Below are 17,963 nucleotides of genomic sequence, written 5' to 3' on the forward strand. Positions count from 1 at the left end.
TGCGTCCTCAGAAAAACGGATAGCGCACGGTGAAGGAGACGTTGGAGCGGTCGGCAAGCGGTCGCTTGTCGAGGCTGCCGCCGCCGAGGAAGCCGCTGAAGGTTACCCCCAGGGTCAGCCGCTGCAGGCGGGTGAAGTTGAAACCGATGCCGAGGCGGGTGTCGCCTTCTCCGGTCAGTGCGCCGAACGCACCGGGCTGCGATGCGGTGCCATGAACGCCGACCGCCGCGTTCACCGGAATCTGCAGGTCCCAGCCGGAAAACACGTTGCGGACATCGGCAATCGCCAGCATCGAATAGCCCCAGGCTTCACGGTCATTGGTCAGTTCGGTGGAGCAACTGGTGGGGCCGCAAGCCTCGGTAATGTCCATCACATTCAGATAGCCGGCCTCGGCCACGATGACCAATTGGTCCCAGAAGAATCGCGGAGTGAACAGGTACAAACCGGACAGCAGCACTTGCGCGGTGTCGGCACGGGTGGGGGTCGGCACCGGGCCGAGCAGGCCGCCGTCGACATCAACCAGCACGTCGACGCCCTCGCGGTAGATCACTTCGCCGCCGACGTTGGCGCCGAGGAAGGTGGTCGAAAAGCTGCCCGCCGTCATGTCGATGCCCTGGAAATAGGTGATGTTGTAAGTGACGGGAACCTGCAGTCCAAAGGCCTCGGTGGTGACGGGCGGCAGCCCGCCCGCGCCGGGCAACAGCAGGGCGAATCCGTAGTTCTGGATCGGCGCCGGGTTGGTGTTGTGATACCGCAGGCGATACAGGCCAACGTTGGTGTTTGGCGTCACCTGGTACGACACGCCCAGTCCGTACTGGCCGAAGTCGCTGGGGTTGATGTCGGCGGCGCGCTGCACGTTGATGTTGCGCGGCGTGCCGGGTTGGTCGATGCCTTGCAGCGGCAAGTTCACGTCGGGCAGCAGCGGGTCCAGGCCGCTGAGAAGGCCGCTCAGCAAGTCGGTGGCGTCGCCCGTGGGCAGGTCGGGCGCCAACAGGTCGACGATCAGTTGCAGCGTTTCCGGCAGATCGGACGACAGCAGGTTGGGATCGGAAAGGTTTGACAAAAACAGCGGGTTCTTGATGCCGTAAATGAACTCCGCGCCCGGCCCCACGACATCAGCAAACGAGTAGTACTCACCGACGGCATTGACCTCGGTGGGCTTGTGTTCGAGCTTGTACTGACCCAACAGGGTGAGCTTGTCGTTCAGCCCAAAGCGCAGCGATATCTGGTTGACCGGCAACAGAATGCTCTTGACGTCGGCGCCTGCAAGGTTGGCTTTGGACGCGTCGGCTGGCGCTTGCGCCAGTGCCACGCCCGAGAAGAAAAGGCTCTCGCCCCAGGCGGCAATGTGGCGACCGACGCGCAGGTTCAGCGACATGCCGTTGTCGTAAAGCCAGTTGCCGTAAACGTAGGCGTCGAGCAGACGCCCGCGACGGCCGGTGAAGCTCTTGGCGGCACCGCTGAATTTGTTGGACGGGCCGTCGCTTTTGTTGATGGTGTCGGGCGAGCGATTGTCGTTGGTGTCGATGTACGCCTGATCGTAAAACGCGTCGCCACGCACCAGAAAGCCCCAGTGATCCTGGTCAAACTGAATCTCGCCCAGCAGCGTGGCGCGGTTGTTGACGATGGAGCCCTGGTCAAAGTTGCGGTTGCCATCGTCAAAGTTGTTCGACTCCGGCAGTTTCAAGAAATCCGGCAGCGGAATCTCGGGGCTGGGCGGCGAGTTGATCAGCCGCTGGTCCTGGTCGTCGGCGCGAATGCCCAACAGGTAAGACCCCTGCAGTTGGTAGTCAACATCGAAGCCGAAAAGCTGGGTTTGCGCGGCCGCGGGCCCGGCGGCCATCAGCGCGGTCAACAGCGCTGCAGCCGCAGGAATGGCTGCAAGCCGGGCAGGGCGCTTACAGCGGGGCATAACGGACGGCTGATGCATGAGACTCCCCTCATATCTTGTTGTGACCGATACGCTAGGGAGCGGTCGATGCCGCTGCATCACCCGTATTGACTAGGAAGTGGGGCCTTGCCGCGCACACACTGCTGAACAATAAGGCGCGCCGTGTCAGAGCGTACGGGCGCAGAATTCGGAGAGCACAACATGCACCATTTGAACCCTGTCGATGCGGCATTTCTGCGCATGGAATCGTCACGGTCACCGATGCATGTCGGCGCACTGATGCGCTTTGTGCCACCGCCGAATGCACCGCCCGATTTTTTGCAGCGCCTGCTTGCGCGCATGGGCGAACATCCGTTTTTACCCGAACCCTTTGGCTGGAAGCTGGCACGCCCCACGGCCTCGGCCTTGCGCCCGCGCTGGGTGGCGGCCAAAGTCGATATGGACTACCACCTGCGCCATTCGGCCTTGCCGTATCCGGGTGGCGAGAAGGAGTTGGGCGTGTTGGTGGCGCGTTTGCATTCGCACCCGCTGGACCTGTCGCGACCGCTGTGGGAGGCGCACGTGATCGAGGGGCTGGAGGGCGGCGGCTTTGCGATCTATTTCAAGGCCCACCACTGCGCCATTGATGGCGTGGGCGCGATGCGCATGGTGCAGCGCTGGCTGTCGAGCAACCCCCACGACACCCGCGCCGATGGCCCGTGGGTGCTGGGGCAGAAGGTCTCGGCACCCACCGCCGTCGCCAACGCGCCGCGCTGGCAACGCTTGAAAGCGCCGATACGTCTGGCTGGGGAACAGGTGCGTTCACTCGGCGATCTGGCGCGCGGCGTGACGCGCATGCTCAAGGGCGACGACAGCCCCGCACGCGGCTCGCTGAGCACGACGCGCAGCATCTTGAATGTGGCCGTCTCTCCTCAGCGCCGCCTTGGCACGCAGCGCCTCAGCCTGCCGCGACTGCGCGCGGTGGCGGCGGCAGCCGATGCCTCGGTCAATGACGTGCTGCTAGCTGTCTGCGGCGGGGCATTGCGGCGCTACCTGAGTGAGCTCAACGCCCTGCCTGAGCATTCTTTGCTCGGCTCGGTACCGATGGCGCTGTCGCGACAAGACGGCAAGCCAGGGAACGCGGTGGCCGGCTTCGTCTGCCCGCTGGGCACCCATCTGGCCGACCCGAAAGAACGGGTGGCCCTGATTCACCGCGTGACCCAGCGCGCCAAGACCGAGATGAGCCAGATGTCGCACACCGCGCTCAACCAACTGGCGCTGCTCGGCATCTCACCGCTGATGCTGGGCCAGATGATTGGCGTGCTGCCCAGGCTGCCGCCCATCTTCAACATGGTGGTGTCCAACGTGGTGTTGTCGAAAACCCCGCTGTACCTGATGGGCGCGCGGCTTGAGGCGATGTACCCGGTGTCGTTCCTGTTCGACGGCTACGCGCTCAACATCACGCTCGTTGGTTATTGCGACCATGTGGCCGTCGGGTTTTTGGGTTGCCGCAACGCCCTGCCGCGCTTGCAGCGGTTGGCGGTGTACACGGCCGAGTCCATGGACGAGGTTGAGTGGGCGTTTGGGGTCCTGAAAGCCAAACGCTGACGGCGATTCCTGCCGGGGGTCCTGCGCCGAGTCCCGTCTGTCTGCCGGCGATTGACGCCGTCGCGCGATGCGCGTCTACTGCGTGCTCCTTACGGGGAGTAGCCGACGCCCATCGGGCGCCTGCGGTGTCGTCAACACGGGGCCTTCGCGGGCCCCCGGCATCGCGGACCAAGCTTGTTGCTTGGGTGGCAAGACCGGAATGGTGTGTCTATTCACCCTGTCCATCTTCCCGGGAAATTTCCATGCTCTCTGTTGGCACCCCCCTGCTCTGGTCTGGCTTTGCGGCCTTTGTCGTGCTTGCCTTGCTGGTCGACTTTTTCCTGCTCAACCGCCAAGGCGCGCACCGCGTGTCGATGCGCGAGGCGGGGTTGTGGTCGCTGGTCTGGGTGGCTGTCAGCTTCGTCTTTGTTGGCCTGTTGTGGTGGCGGTTGGGCGGCATGGGGGAGGACCTCGCGGCGCGCGAACTGGCCAACGCCAAGGCGCTGGAGTTTGTCACCGGCTACCTGGTGGAAAAGGCGCTGGCCGTCGACAACATCTTCGTGTTTCTGATGTTGTTCACCTACTTCGCGGTGCCGCCCGCGTTTCAGAAGCGGGTGTTGATGATCGGCATCCTTGGCGCCTTGGTCCTGCGCGGTGCACTGATTCTGGTCGGCGCCTGGCTGATCGCCCAGTTCCACTGGATTCTCTACGTCTTTGGCGCCTTCCTGCTGTTCACCGGGGTGAAGATGTGGTGGGCGGCAGGCCAGGAGCCAGACCTCGACAACAACCCGGCGCTGCAATGGATGCGCCGGCGCATGCGCGTGTCGCCTGACTACGATGGCGAGCGCTTCTTCACCAGAATTGATGGCGTCAAGGTCGCCACCCCGCTGTTGCTGGTGGTGCTCCTGATCGGCATTGTCGACGTGGTCTTCGCGGTGGACTCGATCCCGGCGATCTTTGCCATCACCACCGATCCCTTCATCGTGCTGACCTCCAATGTCTTCGCGATTCTTGGTCTGCGCGCGATGTACTTTCTGCTCGCCGGCATGCACGAGCGTTTCCACCTGCTGCCCTACGGGCTGGCCATCGTGCTGGCGCTGATCGGCAGCAAGATGCTGCTCATCGATGTCTACAAGATTCCGGTGCTGTGGTCGCTCGCCGCCACGGTTCTGGTGCTCGGCGCGACGATGACATTGTCACTGCTGATCCCGCCCAGGGGCGACGGCAAGCTGCGCGGCGGTTACCCGTTCACGGGCAGCGGCAAAGCCGACGATCAACCGCCGCAGGCGTAAGCGCGCGGGTGCTACTGCGCATACGCCTTCAAAGGCGGCTCTTCATTGAGCAGCTCAATATTCGGCAGCCCGGCTGCGGCCGACTGCTGAAGAATGCTGATCACCGCCGTTGCTGCCATCGGCGAGATGATCTGGTCGGGAATGATCGGCAGCAGCCCGCACAGGCCCGAAGCACCCCCGGCGCGCTCGATGTTGGCCGGGCCCGGGTTGGAGATGGCGTCCAGCACCAGGTCAAAAGTCAGCCGGTCGGTGAGGCCAATGGTGAAGTGATCGACGAAGCGCCCCGGACACAGGTCTTGCAGCAGCAGGTTGGTGACGCGCGGGTTGTTCTGGCCGACGTCCAGCGCGGCCGTGGCCACCGGTTGCGCCGGCTGCACCAGCTCATCGAACACGGTGTAAAGGCTGGTGTAGTCGATGCTGCCCGGGGTCTCGTCCCCGGTGTTCAGCGCCGCGATGAACTGCGAGTCGGTCTTGAACTGGAACAGCGCGCCGGGAATGCCCAGCCCTGGCAGCTCCAGCTCGGTGACCAGATTCAGGGGGTTGTTGGCGGCTCGGCGGCAAAACCGTCGACGCTGCTGCTGTCGCCGCAGGCGCTGAGCCCAAGGAGCGCGCCCATCAGTAGCGCGTGTTGAACGGGTTTGAGGGTCATGCGGCCAGTGCTCCTGATGCGTGCGCCGGAACGGCTGTCAGATGATGCTGCATGAACGCCAGCATGTCGTCGTGCGCGGTGGCCACCTCGCGATACACCAGCCCGAACAGCGGAAAGGCGTGCGGCAGTACCGGCCAGATGTCGCAGCGAACGTTCACGCCTGCTGCATGCGCGCGCTGCGCAAACAGCACGGTGTCGTCCAGCAGCACCTCGCTGTCGCTGGCCAGCAGATACATCGGCGGAAAACCCCGGCAGTCGGCGTACAGCGGTGACAGTTCGGGGTCGGAGGCGTCCCAGTCCCCGGCATACAGCTGATCAACCCGCTGCAGTGCCGCGATGGGCAGCAGCGGATCACGATGCATTTTTTTCGGCCGTGAGGGCGGGGAATGAATGCGGCCCATTTCGGTCACCGGAGAAACGGGCAACACGCAGGCCGGCATGGGCCAGCCGCGCGTGCGGATGCGTTGCAGCAACCCCAGCGTGAGATTGCCGCCCGCCGAGTCGCCGCCCAGCACGATCTGCGCGCCGGTAAAGCCCAGGTCGAGCAACGCTTCATAGGCACGTTCGCAGTCGTCCAATGCAGCAGGAAACTTGTTGCGCGGCGCCAGGCGGTAGTCGGGCAGAAAGCCATGCGCGCCGACGCGTGACGCCAGTCTTGCGACCATCTCCAAGTGCGCAGCCGGCGAAGCGGGCAGGATGAACGCACCGCCGTGCAGCCACAGCAACACGGGTTTGGTGGTGTCACCCAGATCGCCAAAAACATGTCCCGGCACGCGGCCCACCACGGTGTAGGCCAGCGGCAGACCGTGCCGGTTGGGGCAGTGCATGCGCATCATCCGCAACTGAATACGCGCAATCTTTTCATCCGACCCCCGAATCACCCGCGCCAGCCAGGGTTTGAGAAACCACTTGAGCAGCCGGGTGATGACGCGGCTGCGACGGCTGATGGGGATGTCGCGGTAGACGACGGGGTCGGTGCTCATGATCACATCCGGAACACGCCGTAGCGTGGGTCGCCTATGGGCGTGTTGAGCGCTGCCGAGATCGACATGCCCAGCGCGTTACGGGTATCCACCGGGTCGAGCATGCCGTCGTCCCATATTTCCGACGTCGTGTAGTACGCGCTCTGCTTGCGCTTGAACTCGCCCAGCACCGGATCGCGAATGGCGTCGATGTCGGCCGGGGTGAGCTGCTTGCCCTGCTTGGCGAGCTGACGAATCTTCACGTCGGCCAGCACGTTGGCGGCCTGCTCGGCGCCCATCACCGAGGTTTGCGACTGCGGCCACGAGTACAGAAAACGCGAGTCGAAGGCGCGGCCGCTCATGCCGTAGTTGCCCGCGCCGAAACTGCCGTGGCACATCACCGTGAACTTGGGCACTTCGCAGTTCGACACCGCCATAATCATTTTGGCGCCGTCCTTGGTGATGCCGCGCCGCTCGTAGTCGCGCCCCACCATGAAGCCGGTAATGTTCTGCAAGAACACGATAGGGGTGCGGGCCTGGTTGCACAGCTCGATGAAGTGCGCGCCCTTGAGGCTGGACTCGTTGAACAGCACGCCGTTGTTCGCCAGGATGCCGATCTTGTAGCCCCACAGATGCGCGTAACCGCAGATCAGCGTCTTGCCGTAGTTGGGCTGATATTCGTGAAAGCGCGAGCCATCGACGAGGCGGGCGATCACTTCCTTCATGTCGAACTGCGCCTTGATGTCGCGCGGAAGCACGCCGTAAAGCTCATCGGTCGGGTAGTACGGAGCTTCCGGCGGCTGCCATTCGGTGTGCGCTTTTTGCGGCCGCTTGAACTGCGCCACGATGTCCCGCGCGATGGCGATGGCCTCTTCTTCTGAACCCGCCGGGTAGTCCGCCGTGCCCGACACCGAGGTGTGCATGTCGGCCCCGCCCAGCTCATCGACGGTGTTTTCTTCACCGGTGGCGGCTTTCACCAACGGCGGCCCGGCGAGGAAGATGGCGCCGGTGCCGCGCACGATCACGTTGTAGTCCGACAACGCCGGCACGTACGCGCCACCCGCTGTGCAATGGCCCAGCACCACCGACACCTGCTGGATGCCCATTTTCGACAGCATGCACTGGTTGCGGAAGATGCGACCGGCCATGTACTTGTCGGCGAACAGGTCGGCCTGCAGCGGCAGAAAGCCCCCGGCGGAGTCGCACAGGTGCACCACCGGCAGGCGGTTTTCGATGGCAATGTCGAGCGCACGCACCGTCTTCTTGACGGTCAACGGGTACCAGGCGCCGCCTTTCACCGACGCGTCACCCGCGTTGATCACCACTTCACGGCCGGACACGATGCCGATACCGGTCACGCAGGCGGCGCCGGGGACCTCACCGCCATAGGCCTCATTGGCGGCCAGCGAGGAAAACTCCAGAAACGGCGTGCCGGGGTCCAGCAACAGCTTCAGGCGTTCGCGGATCAGCAGCTTGTTCTGCGCGCGCAGGCGGTCGATGTCGCGCTGTGGCCGGTCATCGCGCACCGCGCGCTGTTTTTCCTTGAAGGCCGCGGCCAGTTTGCGGTTGTGTTCGGCATTGGCCTGGAACTCGGCCGATGCGGTGTTGAGTTTGGATTCGATGCGTTTCATGGTGTGTTCCGGCTTCGCCGGCCCTCTCCCCAGCCCTCTCCCGCCTGCGGGAGAGGGAGACAAGAGGGCGCGGCGCTTAAGCCCCTCTCCCGCCAGCGGGAGAGGGGTTGGGGGAGAGGGCCGCGTCAGCGGGTTCCAGACTCAGCAACAGGACATCGCGCTCGAAGGTCTGGCCAGGCTGATAGGTGATCTCGGCAATGACCCCGTCGCGTGGCGCGGTGAGCGTGGTTTCCATCTTCATGCTCTCCATCACCAGCAGACTCTGGCCCTTGATCACGGCATCACCGGCTTTCACCGAAACACTGACGATGCTGCCCGGCATGGGCGCCGTCATCCGGTCCTCGGCGGCACCGCCTGCCTGTGCCGCTAGCCGGTCCAGGGGGTGCTGATAGCGCAGCGCGTACGCCTCGCCGTCGAGATGGATGAACACCTCGTCGCCGCGGCTGGCAATCATCACCGGAATCCGGTGGCCACCCAGCGTCAGCCAGGTGGTGCCGTCGGCGCCGTCGGCAAGATCAATGGCTAGCGTCTGACCGCCGACATGCAGTCGATAGGCCGTGGCCGAGCGCGACAGGGCGAGCGGGTGGGCGGCGTCGTTGAAGGTGAAGGCGTGTTGCATGTCAGGCTCCGGAATCGGGTGACGTCACATGATGCGAAGGCAGCTTCCGCGCCTTTGGCGCGGCCCTCTCCCCAACCCCTCTCCCGCCTGCGGGAGAGGGGCTTTGACGCGCGTTATCTTTGACAAAGGATGCTGAGTCTTTTCCTCCCTCTCCCGCTTGCGGGAGAGGGACCGAGGGAGAGGGCGCCTCGCAAACAGCGAGGCGAATCGCTTCAAGTACCGCGTCGGTGTCTTTTAGAACGTCGTGGTTCCAAAAGCGCAGCACTCGGAATCCTTGCGCTTTCAGATACGCATCTCGGGCGGCATCTCGCGGAGATGCGTTGTGCTGCCTGCCGTCGGCCTCGATGATCAGTCGATGGCCCAGGCAAATGAAGTCAGCGATGTAGGGCCCGACGGGCTGTTGGCGCTTGAACTTGAGGCCGAGGAATCGACCGGCTCGCAGGTGATGCCAGAGACGGTGCTCGGCGTCGGTCTGTTGCGTCCTGAGGGCTTTTGCTCTCTTGAGCGTGACGCGCTTCCGCGCCTTTGGCGCAGCCCTCTCCCGGTCCTTCGGACCACCCTCTCCCGCAAGCGGGCGAGGGGAAACAACCGACGCGGCGTCCTCCTTTCTTCCCTCTCCCGCAGGCGGGAGAGGGACCGAGGGAGAGGGCGCCCGCGCAGCGGGCGTGTTGGGTCGAGCGACCACGCTCAATTGCTCCAAGCGCCGATGGCGGCATGCAGGTCTGGAATGCTGTCGGCCGCATCCCGCAGCGGCCGCGTGCTCAGGCTGGCGGCGGCCAAGAGGGCGTGCAGGGTGTCGGCGGGCAGGTCCGGCTCGGCGGCGATGTCGGGGTTGGCGTCCAGAAAGCCGGTGTGCACGTCGCCCGCCGCAAACGCCGGGTGCGCTATCAGCCGTCGCAGGAGGGCGGTGTTGGTTTTGCAGCCCAGGAGCACCGTGTCGCGCAGTGCGACATCGGCGCGAGCAATTGCTTCGTCACGGGTCGCGCCCTTGATGATGAGCTTGGCGATCATCGGGTCGAAGGCGGCGGTGACTTCGCCGCCCTGGATGATGCCGCTGTCCCAGCGCACGCCTTCGCCGGTGGGCGGCTGCAGCACCAACACCGGGCCGGTGGTGGGGGTGTAGCCGCGGGCGGCGTCCTCGGCGTAGATGCGGAACTCGATGGCATGCCCTTCCGACCTGACCTCCTCCTGGCCGTAGCCCAGTGCTTCTCCGGCGGCGATGCGCAGTTGCTCGGCCACCAGATCGATGCCGGTGATTTCTTCGGTGACCGGATGCTCCACCTGCAACCGGGTGTTCATTTCGAGAAAAAAGAACTCGCCTTGCTGCCCAAAAATGAACTCCACCGTGCCGGCGTTGCGATAGCCGATGGCGCGGGCAATGCCGGCGGCTGTTTCGCAGATAACGCGGCGCTTCGCGTCGTCCAGGGCAGGCGAGGGGGTCTCTTCAACGATTTTCTGGAAGCGCCGCTGCACCGAGCATTCGCGCTCGAACACGTGCACCACGTTGCCCTGACCGTCGCCCAGCACCTGGACTTCGATGTGGCGGGGGTTTTCGATGTAACGCTCGGCGTACAGACGACCATCGCCAAAGTAGCGCTGGCCCTCGGAGCGGGCGCGCTCGATCTCGGTGTCCAGCAGCGACAGGTCGCGCACGATGCGCATGCCCTTGCCGCCGCCCCCTGCGCTGGGCTTGATCAACAGCGGTGCGCCCACCGCGCGGGCGCGCTCGACAAAGGTCGCCGGGTCGTCGTCTTCGATGGCTGATGGCGCCACCGGGAAGCCGCCTTTTTCCACCGCGTTGCGAGCACGCACCTTGTCGCCCATCAGGTCGATCTGCTCCGGCGTCGGGCCGATGAAGCGCAGGCCTACCGCTTCCACGGCGGCGCAAAAGGTCTTGTTCTCCGACAGAAAGCCGTAGCCGGGATGGATGGCGCCCGCGCCACTGGCCTTGGCCGCAGCCAGAATCTGCGCGGCGTCAAGGTAGGCCGCCACCGGCGTGCTGCCGGTGATCTCGATGGCGGTGTCGGCCATCTGCACGGCCAGCGTGCCGCGATCGGCCGCGTGGTACACCACCACGCCCTTGAGGCCCAGGGCCTGCACGGTGCGCAGCACGCGCACGGCAATCTCGCCGCGGTTGGCGATCAGGACGGTGGAAAAGGGCCAATTTGTTGGATCAGGCAGGTTCATGCGGTGGTTCTCGTTGTGGCGTCCAGGCCTTCGCAGATCAGGGCGGTGATCTGTGACGTGAGGCGGTCAACGTCCAGCGCGCCGCGACCCCAGACGTAGTTGAAGCTGTGGTGTTCGATACCGCCGTAAATCATCGAGCGCAGCAGCCCGGCAGGCAGGTCTCGGCGAAAGCTGCCGTCGGCCTGACCCTGTTCGATGACATCGACCAACAATTGTGTGTAGCGACGGTTGAGCGCCTGTAGTTGAGTGCCGTGGTAGTCGCGCTCGGACTGCACTTCGCGGAACATCAGGCGGCACAGGCGGGGTGCGGTGTGCACGGCGATGAGATGACGGCGGATCAACGCCTGCAACCGCGCCCGATGCCCGTCGATGTGCGCCAGCTCGCGGGCATGGTCGCCAAACAGGTCGTCGTACCAGCGGCTCAGCACCGCCAGCAGCAGATCGCGCTTGGTGGGGAAGTACTTGTAGATCAGGCCTTCCACGACGCCGACGCGGCCGGCGATTTCCACCATCGACACGGCGTCAAAGCCGCGATCCTGGAACAGCGCTCGCGCCGCACCGAGAATGCCCGCGATGCGCGCCTCGCGGTCCATGCGCGGCGCCGGCGCCCGGTTGGCGCTACCGGCAGCGGTCACGCGGGGATCACGATGGGAAAGTCCATGAGGATTTGCGCCAGCATCTTGCCCTGCGGATCGTGCCGCAGACTGGCCATGCCGCCGCCGCCGAGCGCCTCGGTGAGCAGAAAGTTGAAGCCGTGCAGGCCGGGCCACTCGTAGCGACGTACCGTGCCTTTCACGAAATGCGCGAGGTACTGTTGCACGGCCTCGGCGGTGAGCTGCTCACGCAGCAGTGGTAGGTGCTCTGGTTTGCGGGCAAGCACGCCGATGTTGGCGCTGTCGCCTTTGTCGCCAGAACGGCCGTAGGCGAGCTCGATGAGGGGCACAGTGGTATTCCCCTCTCCCGCTTGCGGGAGAGGGTGGCCGAAGGCCGGGAGAGGGCGCGCCGCAGGCGCGGGGGAGTTCGTCTGTACACCCCGGCCCCCTTCGGGCGCCGCCCTCTCCCCCTGCCCCTCTCCCGCAAGCGGGAGAGGGGAGATAAAGGCTTTGCCATCTACCTCGATGTTCACCGCACTTTTCGGCAGCAAGCACGAAAACAGCCGCACCAGCGGCGTCGGTGCGGGACGCCCGCCGGCGAATCCGGTGATGCCTTGCGCCATGCTCGTTGCGGCAGGAATGCACTCGCGACCGAACAGCTCCAGTGCCTTGCGATCGTCGTGGTGCACGGCCAGTTTGAGAATCACCTCACGCGTGTCGCCGCGCCGCGCCTGTGCGCCCCAGTTGGTTTCGCTGCCCAGCACTTCGATGTCGGTGCGGCGGTAGTCGGCGAGACCGCGTTCGGCGAACAGCCGCCGGGTGCGGGTGAGGATGGCGTTCGCCACGGCTTCGGCACGTGCCACGGCGTCGCGGCCGCCAATCATCATAATGCCGGTGGCGCGAAAGCCGTCCTGCCAGGTGGCCGAGACCTTGTAATCGTCACCCGGAGGCATGCCGCGTGCGCCGCGCACCTCGACGCGGTCGGGCCCGATCTCGCTCACCTGCACGTTGCGCCAGTCGCAGGTGACGTCGGGCAACAGGTAGGCGCCGGGGTCGCCCACCTCGTAGACCAACTGCTCGGTCACGGTGTCGACGCAGACGCGGCCACCGCTGCCCTCGGGTTTGGTGATGACGCAGCGCCCGTCGGCGTGGCATTCGGCAACGGGAAAGCCCATGCGGTCCCAGTCAGCCGCCACGGCCTGCCAGTCGGTGCTGACGCCGCCGGTGACCTGGGTGCCGCATTCGATGAGATGGCCGATCAGGCTGCCCGCCGACAGCCGGTCGAAGTCGTCGGCCTGCCAGCCGAATTCGTGGATCAACGGCCCCAGCGCGACCGCGCTGTCGACGCAACGCCCGGTCAGCACGATGTCGGCGCCGCCCGCGAGTGCCTGGGCGATGGGGAAGGCGCCCAGGTAGGCGTTCATGCTCCACAACTTGTCGGGCAGGGGCGCGCCGCTGAACATCTCGCGCACGTCGGCAAACTCGGCGGCGCGCGGCAGCAGGTCGTCGCCGCGAATGATGGCCACCGTCAGGTCGATGCCTTTTGCCTGCAACAGCCCGTCGAGCACTGCCTTGCAGGCTTCGGGATTCACGCCCCCGGCGTTGCTGACCACCTTGATGCCCTGCGCCTTGATCTGTGGCGCCAGTGCGGCGATCACGGCGGGAAAGTCCGTGGCAAAGCCGGCGTTCGGGTCTTTGGCGCGCGCCCGGGCCAACAGCGACATGGTGATTTCGGCCAGGTAGTCGAACACCAGGTAGTCGAGCTGGCCACGCGCCACCAGCTCGCGGGCGCCCTCGGCGGAGTCGCCCCAGAACGCGGCCGCGCAGCCGATGCGGATGGGTTCTTTCATGTTCAGCGTCCGGTGTAGTGGGGTGCGCGCTTCTCGACGAACGAGGCACGGCCTTCGAGCGCGTCCTCGGTCGAGGCCATGGGCGCAAACATCACCTGCGAATACTCGAGTGCATCGCGCAGGCTCATGTCGCGCATGGCGTTGAAGGTTTGTTTGCCGATGCGCACGGCGGTCGGCGAGGTGTTGAGAATGCGGCCCAGCAGCCAGGCTAGCTTTTCGTCCAGCTGGGCGCGCGGCACCACGTAATTGAGGATGCCCCAGTCCAGCCCTTCCTGCGCCGTGAACGGCTCGCCGGTGATGCAGATCTCCTGCAGCCGGCGCGGCGGAATCACCCGCATCATGTACGGCAGGATGGTCATCGGCGTCATGCCGATCTTCGACTCGGGCGCGCCGAGGCGGATGTCGTCTGCGGCGATGGCCATGTCGCAGGCGCAGAGCAGGCCAAAGCCTCCCGCAAGCGCGTGGCCGTTGACCCGCGCAATGATCGGCAGCGTGCAGTCCTGGATGCGCTTGAACAGCTCGACCATGTAGTGCTGCGGCCGCGAGTGGTCGAGACCGAAGGGGTTGCCGGTGGCACCTTTCGCCAGATCGCCGCCGGCGCAGAAGGCCTTGTCGCCGGTGCCGGTGAGCACGATGGCGCGGCAGTCACGGTCCGCCACGGCCTGGCCGATGCCATCGCCGATGGCGTGGATCACCGACTCATTGATCGCATTGCGCCGTTCCGGGCGGTTGAGGGTGATCCACAGCACCGCGTCGCGGTGTTCGATCAGGACGTCGTCAGACATGTCGGGCTCGATGTGAGGGATGGCGTGAGCGTGACGCCGAGTTGGTGAGTCTGCCTCACCCGAATGCGCGAGGGATAGCAGGGCGGGGTCGAGGGTCGAGAAATCAAAGGCTTTCAACGCAAAGGCGCAAAGGGAAAAAGCAAGGACGCAAAGATGAAATATGGGTTTTTGCGGGGCGAAGAACTGACCCTTGGTTTCTTTGCGCCTTTGCGTTGAAAGCTGTTCGCGTTTTGGCTTCCGTGGTCCGGCTCCACCATTCGGTCGACTTCTCGGTTGGGTTTCTGTGCTGAAGTGCCTGCTCTATTCATTGGAGCGATCTCATGTCATCCGCAGCCCGTGTTGCCCTGATCACCGGTGCCACCAGCGGCATTGGCCGCGAAACTGCGCGCGCCGTGGCGGCCAGCGGCATGACGGTGTACCTGGTGTGCCGCAACCCCGCCAAGGGCGAGGCGCTGCATCGTGAACTGGTGGCCCACGCCGGGCACGAGCGGGTCTACGTGCTGCTCGGCGATCTGTCGCGCCAGGCCGACGTGCACGCCGTGGCCGATGCCTTTCTCGCCACCGGCCTGCCGCTGCACCTGCTGATCAACAATGCCGGCATCGTCAACGACACCTGGCGCGAGACCGAGGACGGCATCGAGGAAACCTTTGCGGTCAACCATCTGGCCTATTTTCTGCTCACCGAGCGCCTGCGCGAACGGCTCGTCGCCAGCGCCCCGGCGCGCATTGTCAGCGTCGCCTCCAATGCCCACGCGTTCGTCAAGGGCGTCGATTTTGACGACCTTGAATACCGGACCCGCCGCTACCGCACGCTGGCGGTGTACAGCCAATCCAAGCTTTGCAACATCCTCTGGACGCGCGAACTGGCGCGCCAGTTGCAAGGCACCGGCGTGACCGCCAACTGCGTGCACCCGGGCGCCGTCGGTACCGGGCTGGCGTCACAGAACGGCGGCTACGCACGACTGGTGATGGCGATGCTCAAACCCTTTTTCCGCAGTCCGGGTAAGGGCGCGACGGCGTCCATCCACTTTGCGTTGTCGCCCGAGGTGGAAGGCGTTACCGGGCAATACGGCGTGGACCGCAAGGTGGTCAAACCGAAACGCTGGGCGCAGGACGACGACGCGGCCCGGCGCCTGTGGGCGGTCAGCGCGCAGATGACCGGGCGCGGCGGCTGACCATGATGCTGATGTCCGGTGACGCCCTGCAGGCCATGGCGATGGCGGGCGAGCGGCTGTCGGTGCTCGACGGCCATCCGGCGCTGCTGGTGGACCTCGACGTCGGAATGACCGATACGATGCACCCGGCCGTGCTGCCATGGCTGCGCCAGCTTGGCTGTCCGGTGATTGGCGTTGGCACGGCGCAGGCCGCTCTGTCTGAAGCGGTCGATGTGCGGGTCGGCACCGTTGCCGAGGCCACGCGGCTGGCGCAGGGCATTGCGGCAACGCCATTGGCGGCACTGGTGCTGGTGCAAGTGTTGCGGCAGATCGAAACGCTGGATCTGCCCGCCGCGTTGTTTGCGGAATCGCTGGCGTATTCGACCTTGCAGGCAGGGCCCGAGCATCGGCGCTGGTTGGCGAGTCGACCTGCGTCGGCGCCGCCGCCGGCCGTGGATTCCGGGCCGGCGGTGGTGCTCGAAGCGGACGATGCCGGCTGCACGCTGTGGCTGAACCGGCCATCACACCGCAATGCCATGTCGGTGGAGATGCGCGACGCGCTGCTCACCGAGCTGGAGCGGCTGCTGGCGGACCCGGCGCGCCCGGCAGTGCGCATCGCCGGTCGCGGGCGGTGCTTTTCCACCGGCGGTGAACTCAGCGAGTTTGGCACCGCGCCAGACCCGGCCACCGCGCACCTGGTGCGCAGCGTCGCGTTGCCGGGGCGACGGCTGGCGCAGATGGCCGACCGGGTCACGGTGATGGTGCACGGTGCCTGCATCGGCTCGGGCATCGAGTTTCCGGCATTTGCCGGGCGTGTCGAGGCGCGCCGAGACGCGTGGTTTCAGTTGCCGGAACGGGCCATGGGCCTGATTCCCGGTGCGGGTGGCTGCGTCAGCATCAGCCGCCGCATCGGCCGCCAGCACACCGCGTGGTGGGTGCTCAGCGGCCAGCGCATCAACGCCGCGACGGCCTTGGAGTGGGGGTTGGTGGATGCCCTCATTCCCCAGCGAATTTAGGCTGGCGAATGATCGCGCGCTGGCACCCCTCTCCCGCTTGCGGGAGAGGGGCAGGGGGAGAGGGCGGCACCCGAAGGGGGCCAGGAAGCGTCGGCTAAGTTCCCCGCGTCTGCGACGCGCCCTCTCCCGGCCCTGCGGGCCACCCTCTCCCGCAAGCGGGCGAGGGGAGAAGGCGGCCAGAGCGTCTGGTTTGCGCGCTTGAACACACGGCCCCCTGTCATCCGAGTGCGTTTCGGCGCGCCGCTCCAGCAACGCCAAAACTCGCCCGATTGCATGAGTCGCCGGCAAAACCCGCTGCGTATGCTCGAAGCACACCCGAGATTTCAGGATGCACGATGAGCGCTGTCATTGATGCCCCCGTTGCCAAAGAGCCGCCGCTGGTACGCGGCCTGCCGCTGCTGGGTAATACGCTGCAGATGGCCAAGGATCCGACGCGCTTCTTCGTCGATTGCTACCGCGAATACGGCCCGGTCAGCCGGGTCAAGATTCTTGGCAAGGAGTACGTGCTGATCAGCGGCATCGAAGCGGCCACGTTCATGGGCACCCGCGAAGGCAAGGACTGCCTGCGCTCCAAGGAGTTCTGGGAAGGCCTGGTCAACGAGTACGGCGCGAAGCGCGTACTGACCGGTGAAGACGGCGAGTCGCACAAACAACTGCGCGACGTGATGCGCCACGGCTATTCCAAGGAATCGATCAAGGGCCGCTACAACGAGTTGGTCAGCATTACCGACGGCTGCTTCGAGCGCGACTGGCCGGTCGGCACCTCGGTCAACGTGCTGCCCGCCATGCAGTACATGGTGGTCGATCAGCTCGGCACCATCCTCACTGGCGCCGCGCCGCTGGAATACGTGGCCGACATCCGCACGGCGATTCTGTACATCCTCAACGTGCTGGTCACCCGCCAGCGGCCGAAAATCCTGTTGCAGCGGCCCGAGTATAAGAAGGCCAAGGCGCGTGTCGTCGAGCTGGGCAACAACATGATCAACGACTGGCTGGCGCGCTATCGCCGCGACGGTGAAAAGCCGGCCGACCAGAAAAATCTCATCGACAACATCATGGAAGCCCACGTCAACCAGCCCGACGTGATGCCCGCCAGCGACTTGGTGGTGACCATCACCGGTCCTTACGTGGCGGGCCTCGATACCGTGGCCAACACCACCGCTGCCATCACCTACACCGTGCTCAAGCACCCCGAGGTCAAGCGGCGTGTGCTGGAAGAGGTGGACGCGCTGTTTGCCGATGGCGAGATCAGCGAAGACCACCTGCTGCAACGCATTCCGGCCCTGCAGGGCGCGATCATGGAAACCATGCGCCTCTATCCCATTGCCGTGGCACAGATGCGCACCGCCAACAAGGACTTCGTGTTTGCCGGGCACCAAATTCGGGAAGGGCAGATGCTCTATGTCGGCACCTCGGTGCCGCACTTCATGGAAGAGTGCTACCCCGACCCGTTCACGTTCGACATCGACCGCTACACCAAGGAGCGCGCCGAGCACATGAAGCCCGGCGCCTATTCACCCTACGGTCGTGGCCCGCACACCTGCCTCGGCAAGAGCCTCGCGGAAATCCAGATTGCGCTGTCGATGGCGCGCCTGTTCTACAAGATGGACCTGGAACTGGACCCGCCGGGCTACGAGCTGAAGACCAAGACCGCGCCGACGCCCGGGCCCGCGACCAGCTTCAAGGTGCGGGTGAAAGGGTATCGGCACTAGTGTCCTGAGTCAGCAAGTCGCATGCGAACTCGCCGGCCTTTTTCGCGCCGGCCCGC

General features: G+C 65.3%; 15 protein-coding genes. 5 read left to right on the plus strand and 10 right to left on the minus strand.

Translation table 11 applies throughout. The annotated features are described in order from the left end of the window. Window positions 1-7: 7 nt before the first annotated feature. A complete protein-coding gene (locus tag U741_RS18450; RefSeq protein WP_161776192.1) occupies window positions 8-1,912 on the minus strand; it encodes a DUF1302 domain-containing protein in 1,905 nt (634 codons plus the stop codon). Window positions 1,913-2,092: 180 nt separating this feature from the next. Between U741_RS18450 and U741_RS0111685 the strand changes: the two genes are divergently transcribed. Both U741_RS0111685 and U741_RS0111690 read left to right on the plus strand, forming a co-directional pair. Beyond that, window positions 2,093-3,478 (plus strand): WS/DGAT/MGAT family O-acyltransferase, encoded by a 1,386-nt coding sequence (locus U741_RS0111685; RefSeq protein ID WP_029890650.1) that lies wholly within the window; start codon window positions 2,093-2,095, stop codon window positions 3,476-3,478. Between the two features lie 242 nt (window positions 3,479-3,720). Then, window positions 3,721-4,749, plus strand: coding sequence for a TerC family protein (locus tag U741_RS0111690; protein WP_043110271.1), 1,029 nt, complete (start codon window positions 3,721-3,723; stop codon window positions 4,747-4,749). Window positions 4,750-4,760: 11 nt separating this feature from the next. Here the strand turns inward: U741_RS0111690 and U741_RS18455 are convergent, their stop codons facing one another. The 9 genes from U741_RS18455 to U741_RS0111735 form a co-directional block, all read right to left on the minus strand. Then, a complete protein-coding gene (locus U741_RS18455; RefSeq protein WP_029890652.1) occupies window positions 4,761-5,141 on the minus strand; it encodes a hypothetical protein in 381 nt (126 codons plus the stop codon). Between the two features lie 253 nt (window positions 5,142-5,394). Next, a complete protein-coding gene (locus tag U741_RS0111705) occupies window positions 5,395-6,381 on the minus strand; it encodes an alpha/beta hydrolase (protein WP_052378740.1) in 987 nt (328 codons plus the stop codon). 2 nt (window positions 6,382-6,383) lie between these two features. Further along, window positions 6,384-7,991, minus strand: a complete 1,608-nt coding sequence (locus U741_RS0111710; protein ID WP_029890654.1) for an acyl-CoA carboxylase subunit beta — start codon at window positions 7,989-7,991, stop codon at window positions 6,384-6,386. Window positions 7,992-8,067: 76 nt separating this feature from the next. Beyond that, window positions 8,068-8,610: an acyl-CoA carboxylase biotin carboxyl carrier protein subunit gene (locus U741_RS0111715; RefSeq protein WP_052378741.1), complete on the minus strand. Its 543-nt coding sequence runs from the start codon at window positions 8,608-8,610 to the stop codon at window positions 8,068-8,070. Window position 8,611: 1 nt separating this feature from the next. Then, the gene (locus U741_RS20005; protein ID WP_200872717.1) at window positions 8,612-9,295 is read right to left on the minus strand and encodes an endonuclease domain-containing protein; all 684 of its coding nucleotides are present in this window, start codon (window positions 9,293-9,295) and stop codon (window positions 8,612-8,614) included. 2 nt (window positions 9,296-9,297) lie between these two features. Then, window positions 9,298-10,797 carry an acetyl-CoA carboxylase biotin carboxylase subunit gene (locus tag U741_RS0111720; RefSeq protein WP_029890656.1) on the minus strand — a complete coding sequence of 500 codons (1,500 nt, stop codon included), beginning with the start codon at window positions 10,795-10,797 and terminating at the stop codon, window positions 9,298-9,300. Continuing rightward, entirely contained in the window at window positions 10,794-11,432 is a 639-nt protein-coding gene (locus U741_RS0111725) for a TetR/AcrR family transcriptional regulator (RefSeq protein ID WP_052378742.1), read from the minus strand. The genes U741_RS0111720 and U741_RS0111725 overlap by 4 nt, the downstream gene beginning before the upstream one ends. After that, the gene (locus U741_RS0111730; protein WP_029890658.1) at window positions 11,429-13,240 is read right to left on the minus strand and encodes an acyclic terpene utilization AtuA family protein; all 1,812 of its coding nucleotides are present in this window, start codon (window positions 13,238-13,240) and stop codon (window positions 11,429-11,431) included. The genes U741_RS0111725 and U741_RS0111730 overlap by 4 nt, the downstream gene beginning before the upstream one ends. 2 nt (window positions 13,241-13,242) lie before the next feature. Next, complete coding sequence (locus U741_RS0111735; RefSeq protein ID WP_029890659.1) at window positions 13,243-14,025, minus strand: enoyl-CoA hydratase-related protein; 783 nt, start codon at window positions 14,023-14,025, stop codon at window positions 13,243-13,245. A 320-nt stretch (window positions 14,026-14,345) separates the two neighbouring features. On the opposite strand from U741_RS0111735, the gene U741_RS0111740 reads away from it, so the two are divergent. From U741_RS0111740 to U741_RS0111750, 3 genes are all read left to right on the plus strand, one after another. After that, on the plus strand, window positions 14,346-15,200 hold the full coding sequence (locus tag U741_RS0111740; protein ID WP_029890660.1) for an SDR family oxidoreductase: 855 nt from the start codon (window positions 14,346-14,348) through the stop codon (window positions 15,198-15,200). A 2-nt stretch (window positions 15,201-15,202) separates the two neighbouring features. Beyond that, complete coding sequence (locus U741_RS0111745) at window positions 15,203-16,195, plus strand: enoyl-CoA hydratase/isomerase family protein (protein ID WP_029890661.1); 993 nt, start codon at window positions 15,203-15,205, stop codon at window positions 16,193-16,195. Window positions 16,196-16,530: 335 nt separating this feature from the next. Next, window positions 16,531-17,907, plus strand: coding sequence for a cytochrome P450 (locus U741_RS0111750; RefSeq protein WP_029890662.1), 1,377 nt, complete (start codon window positions 16,531-16,533; stop codon window positions 17,905-17,907). Window positions 17,908-17,963: the final 56 nt, after the last annotated feature.

This window comes from Polycyclovorans algicola TG408 (genome assembly GCF_000711245.1).
GTDB classification, from domain to species: domain Bacteria; phylum Pseudomonadota; class Gammaproteobacteria; order Nevskiales; family Nevskiaceae; genus Polycyclovorans; species Polycyclovorans algicola.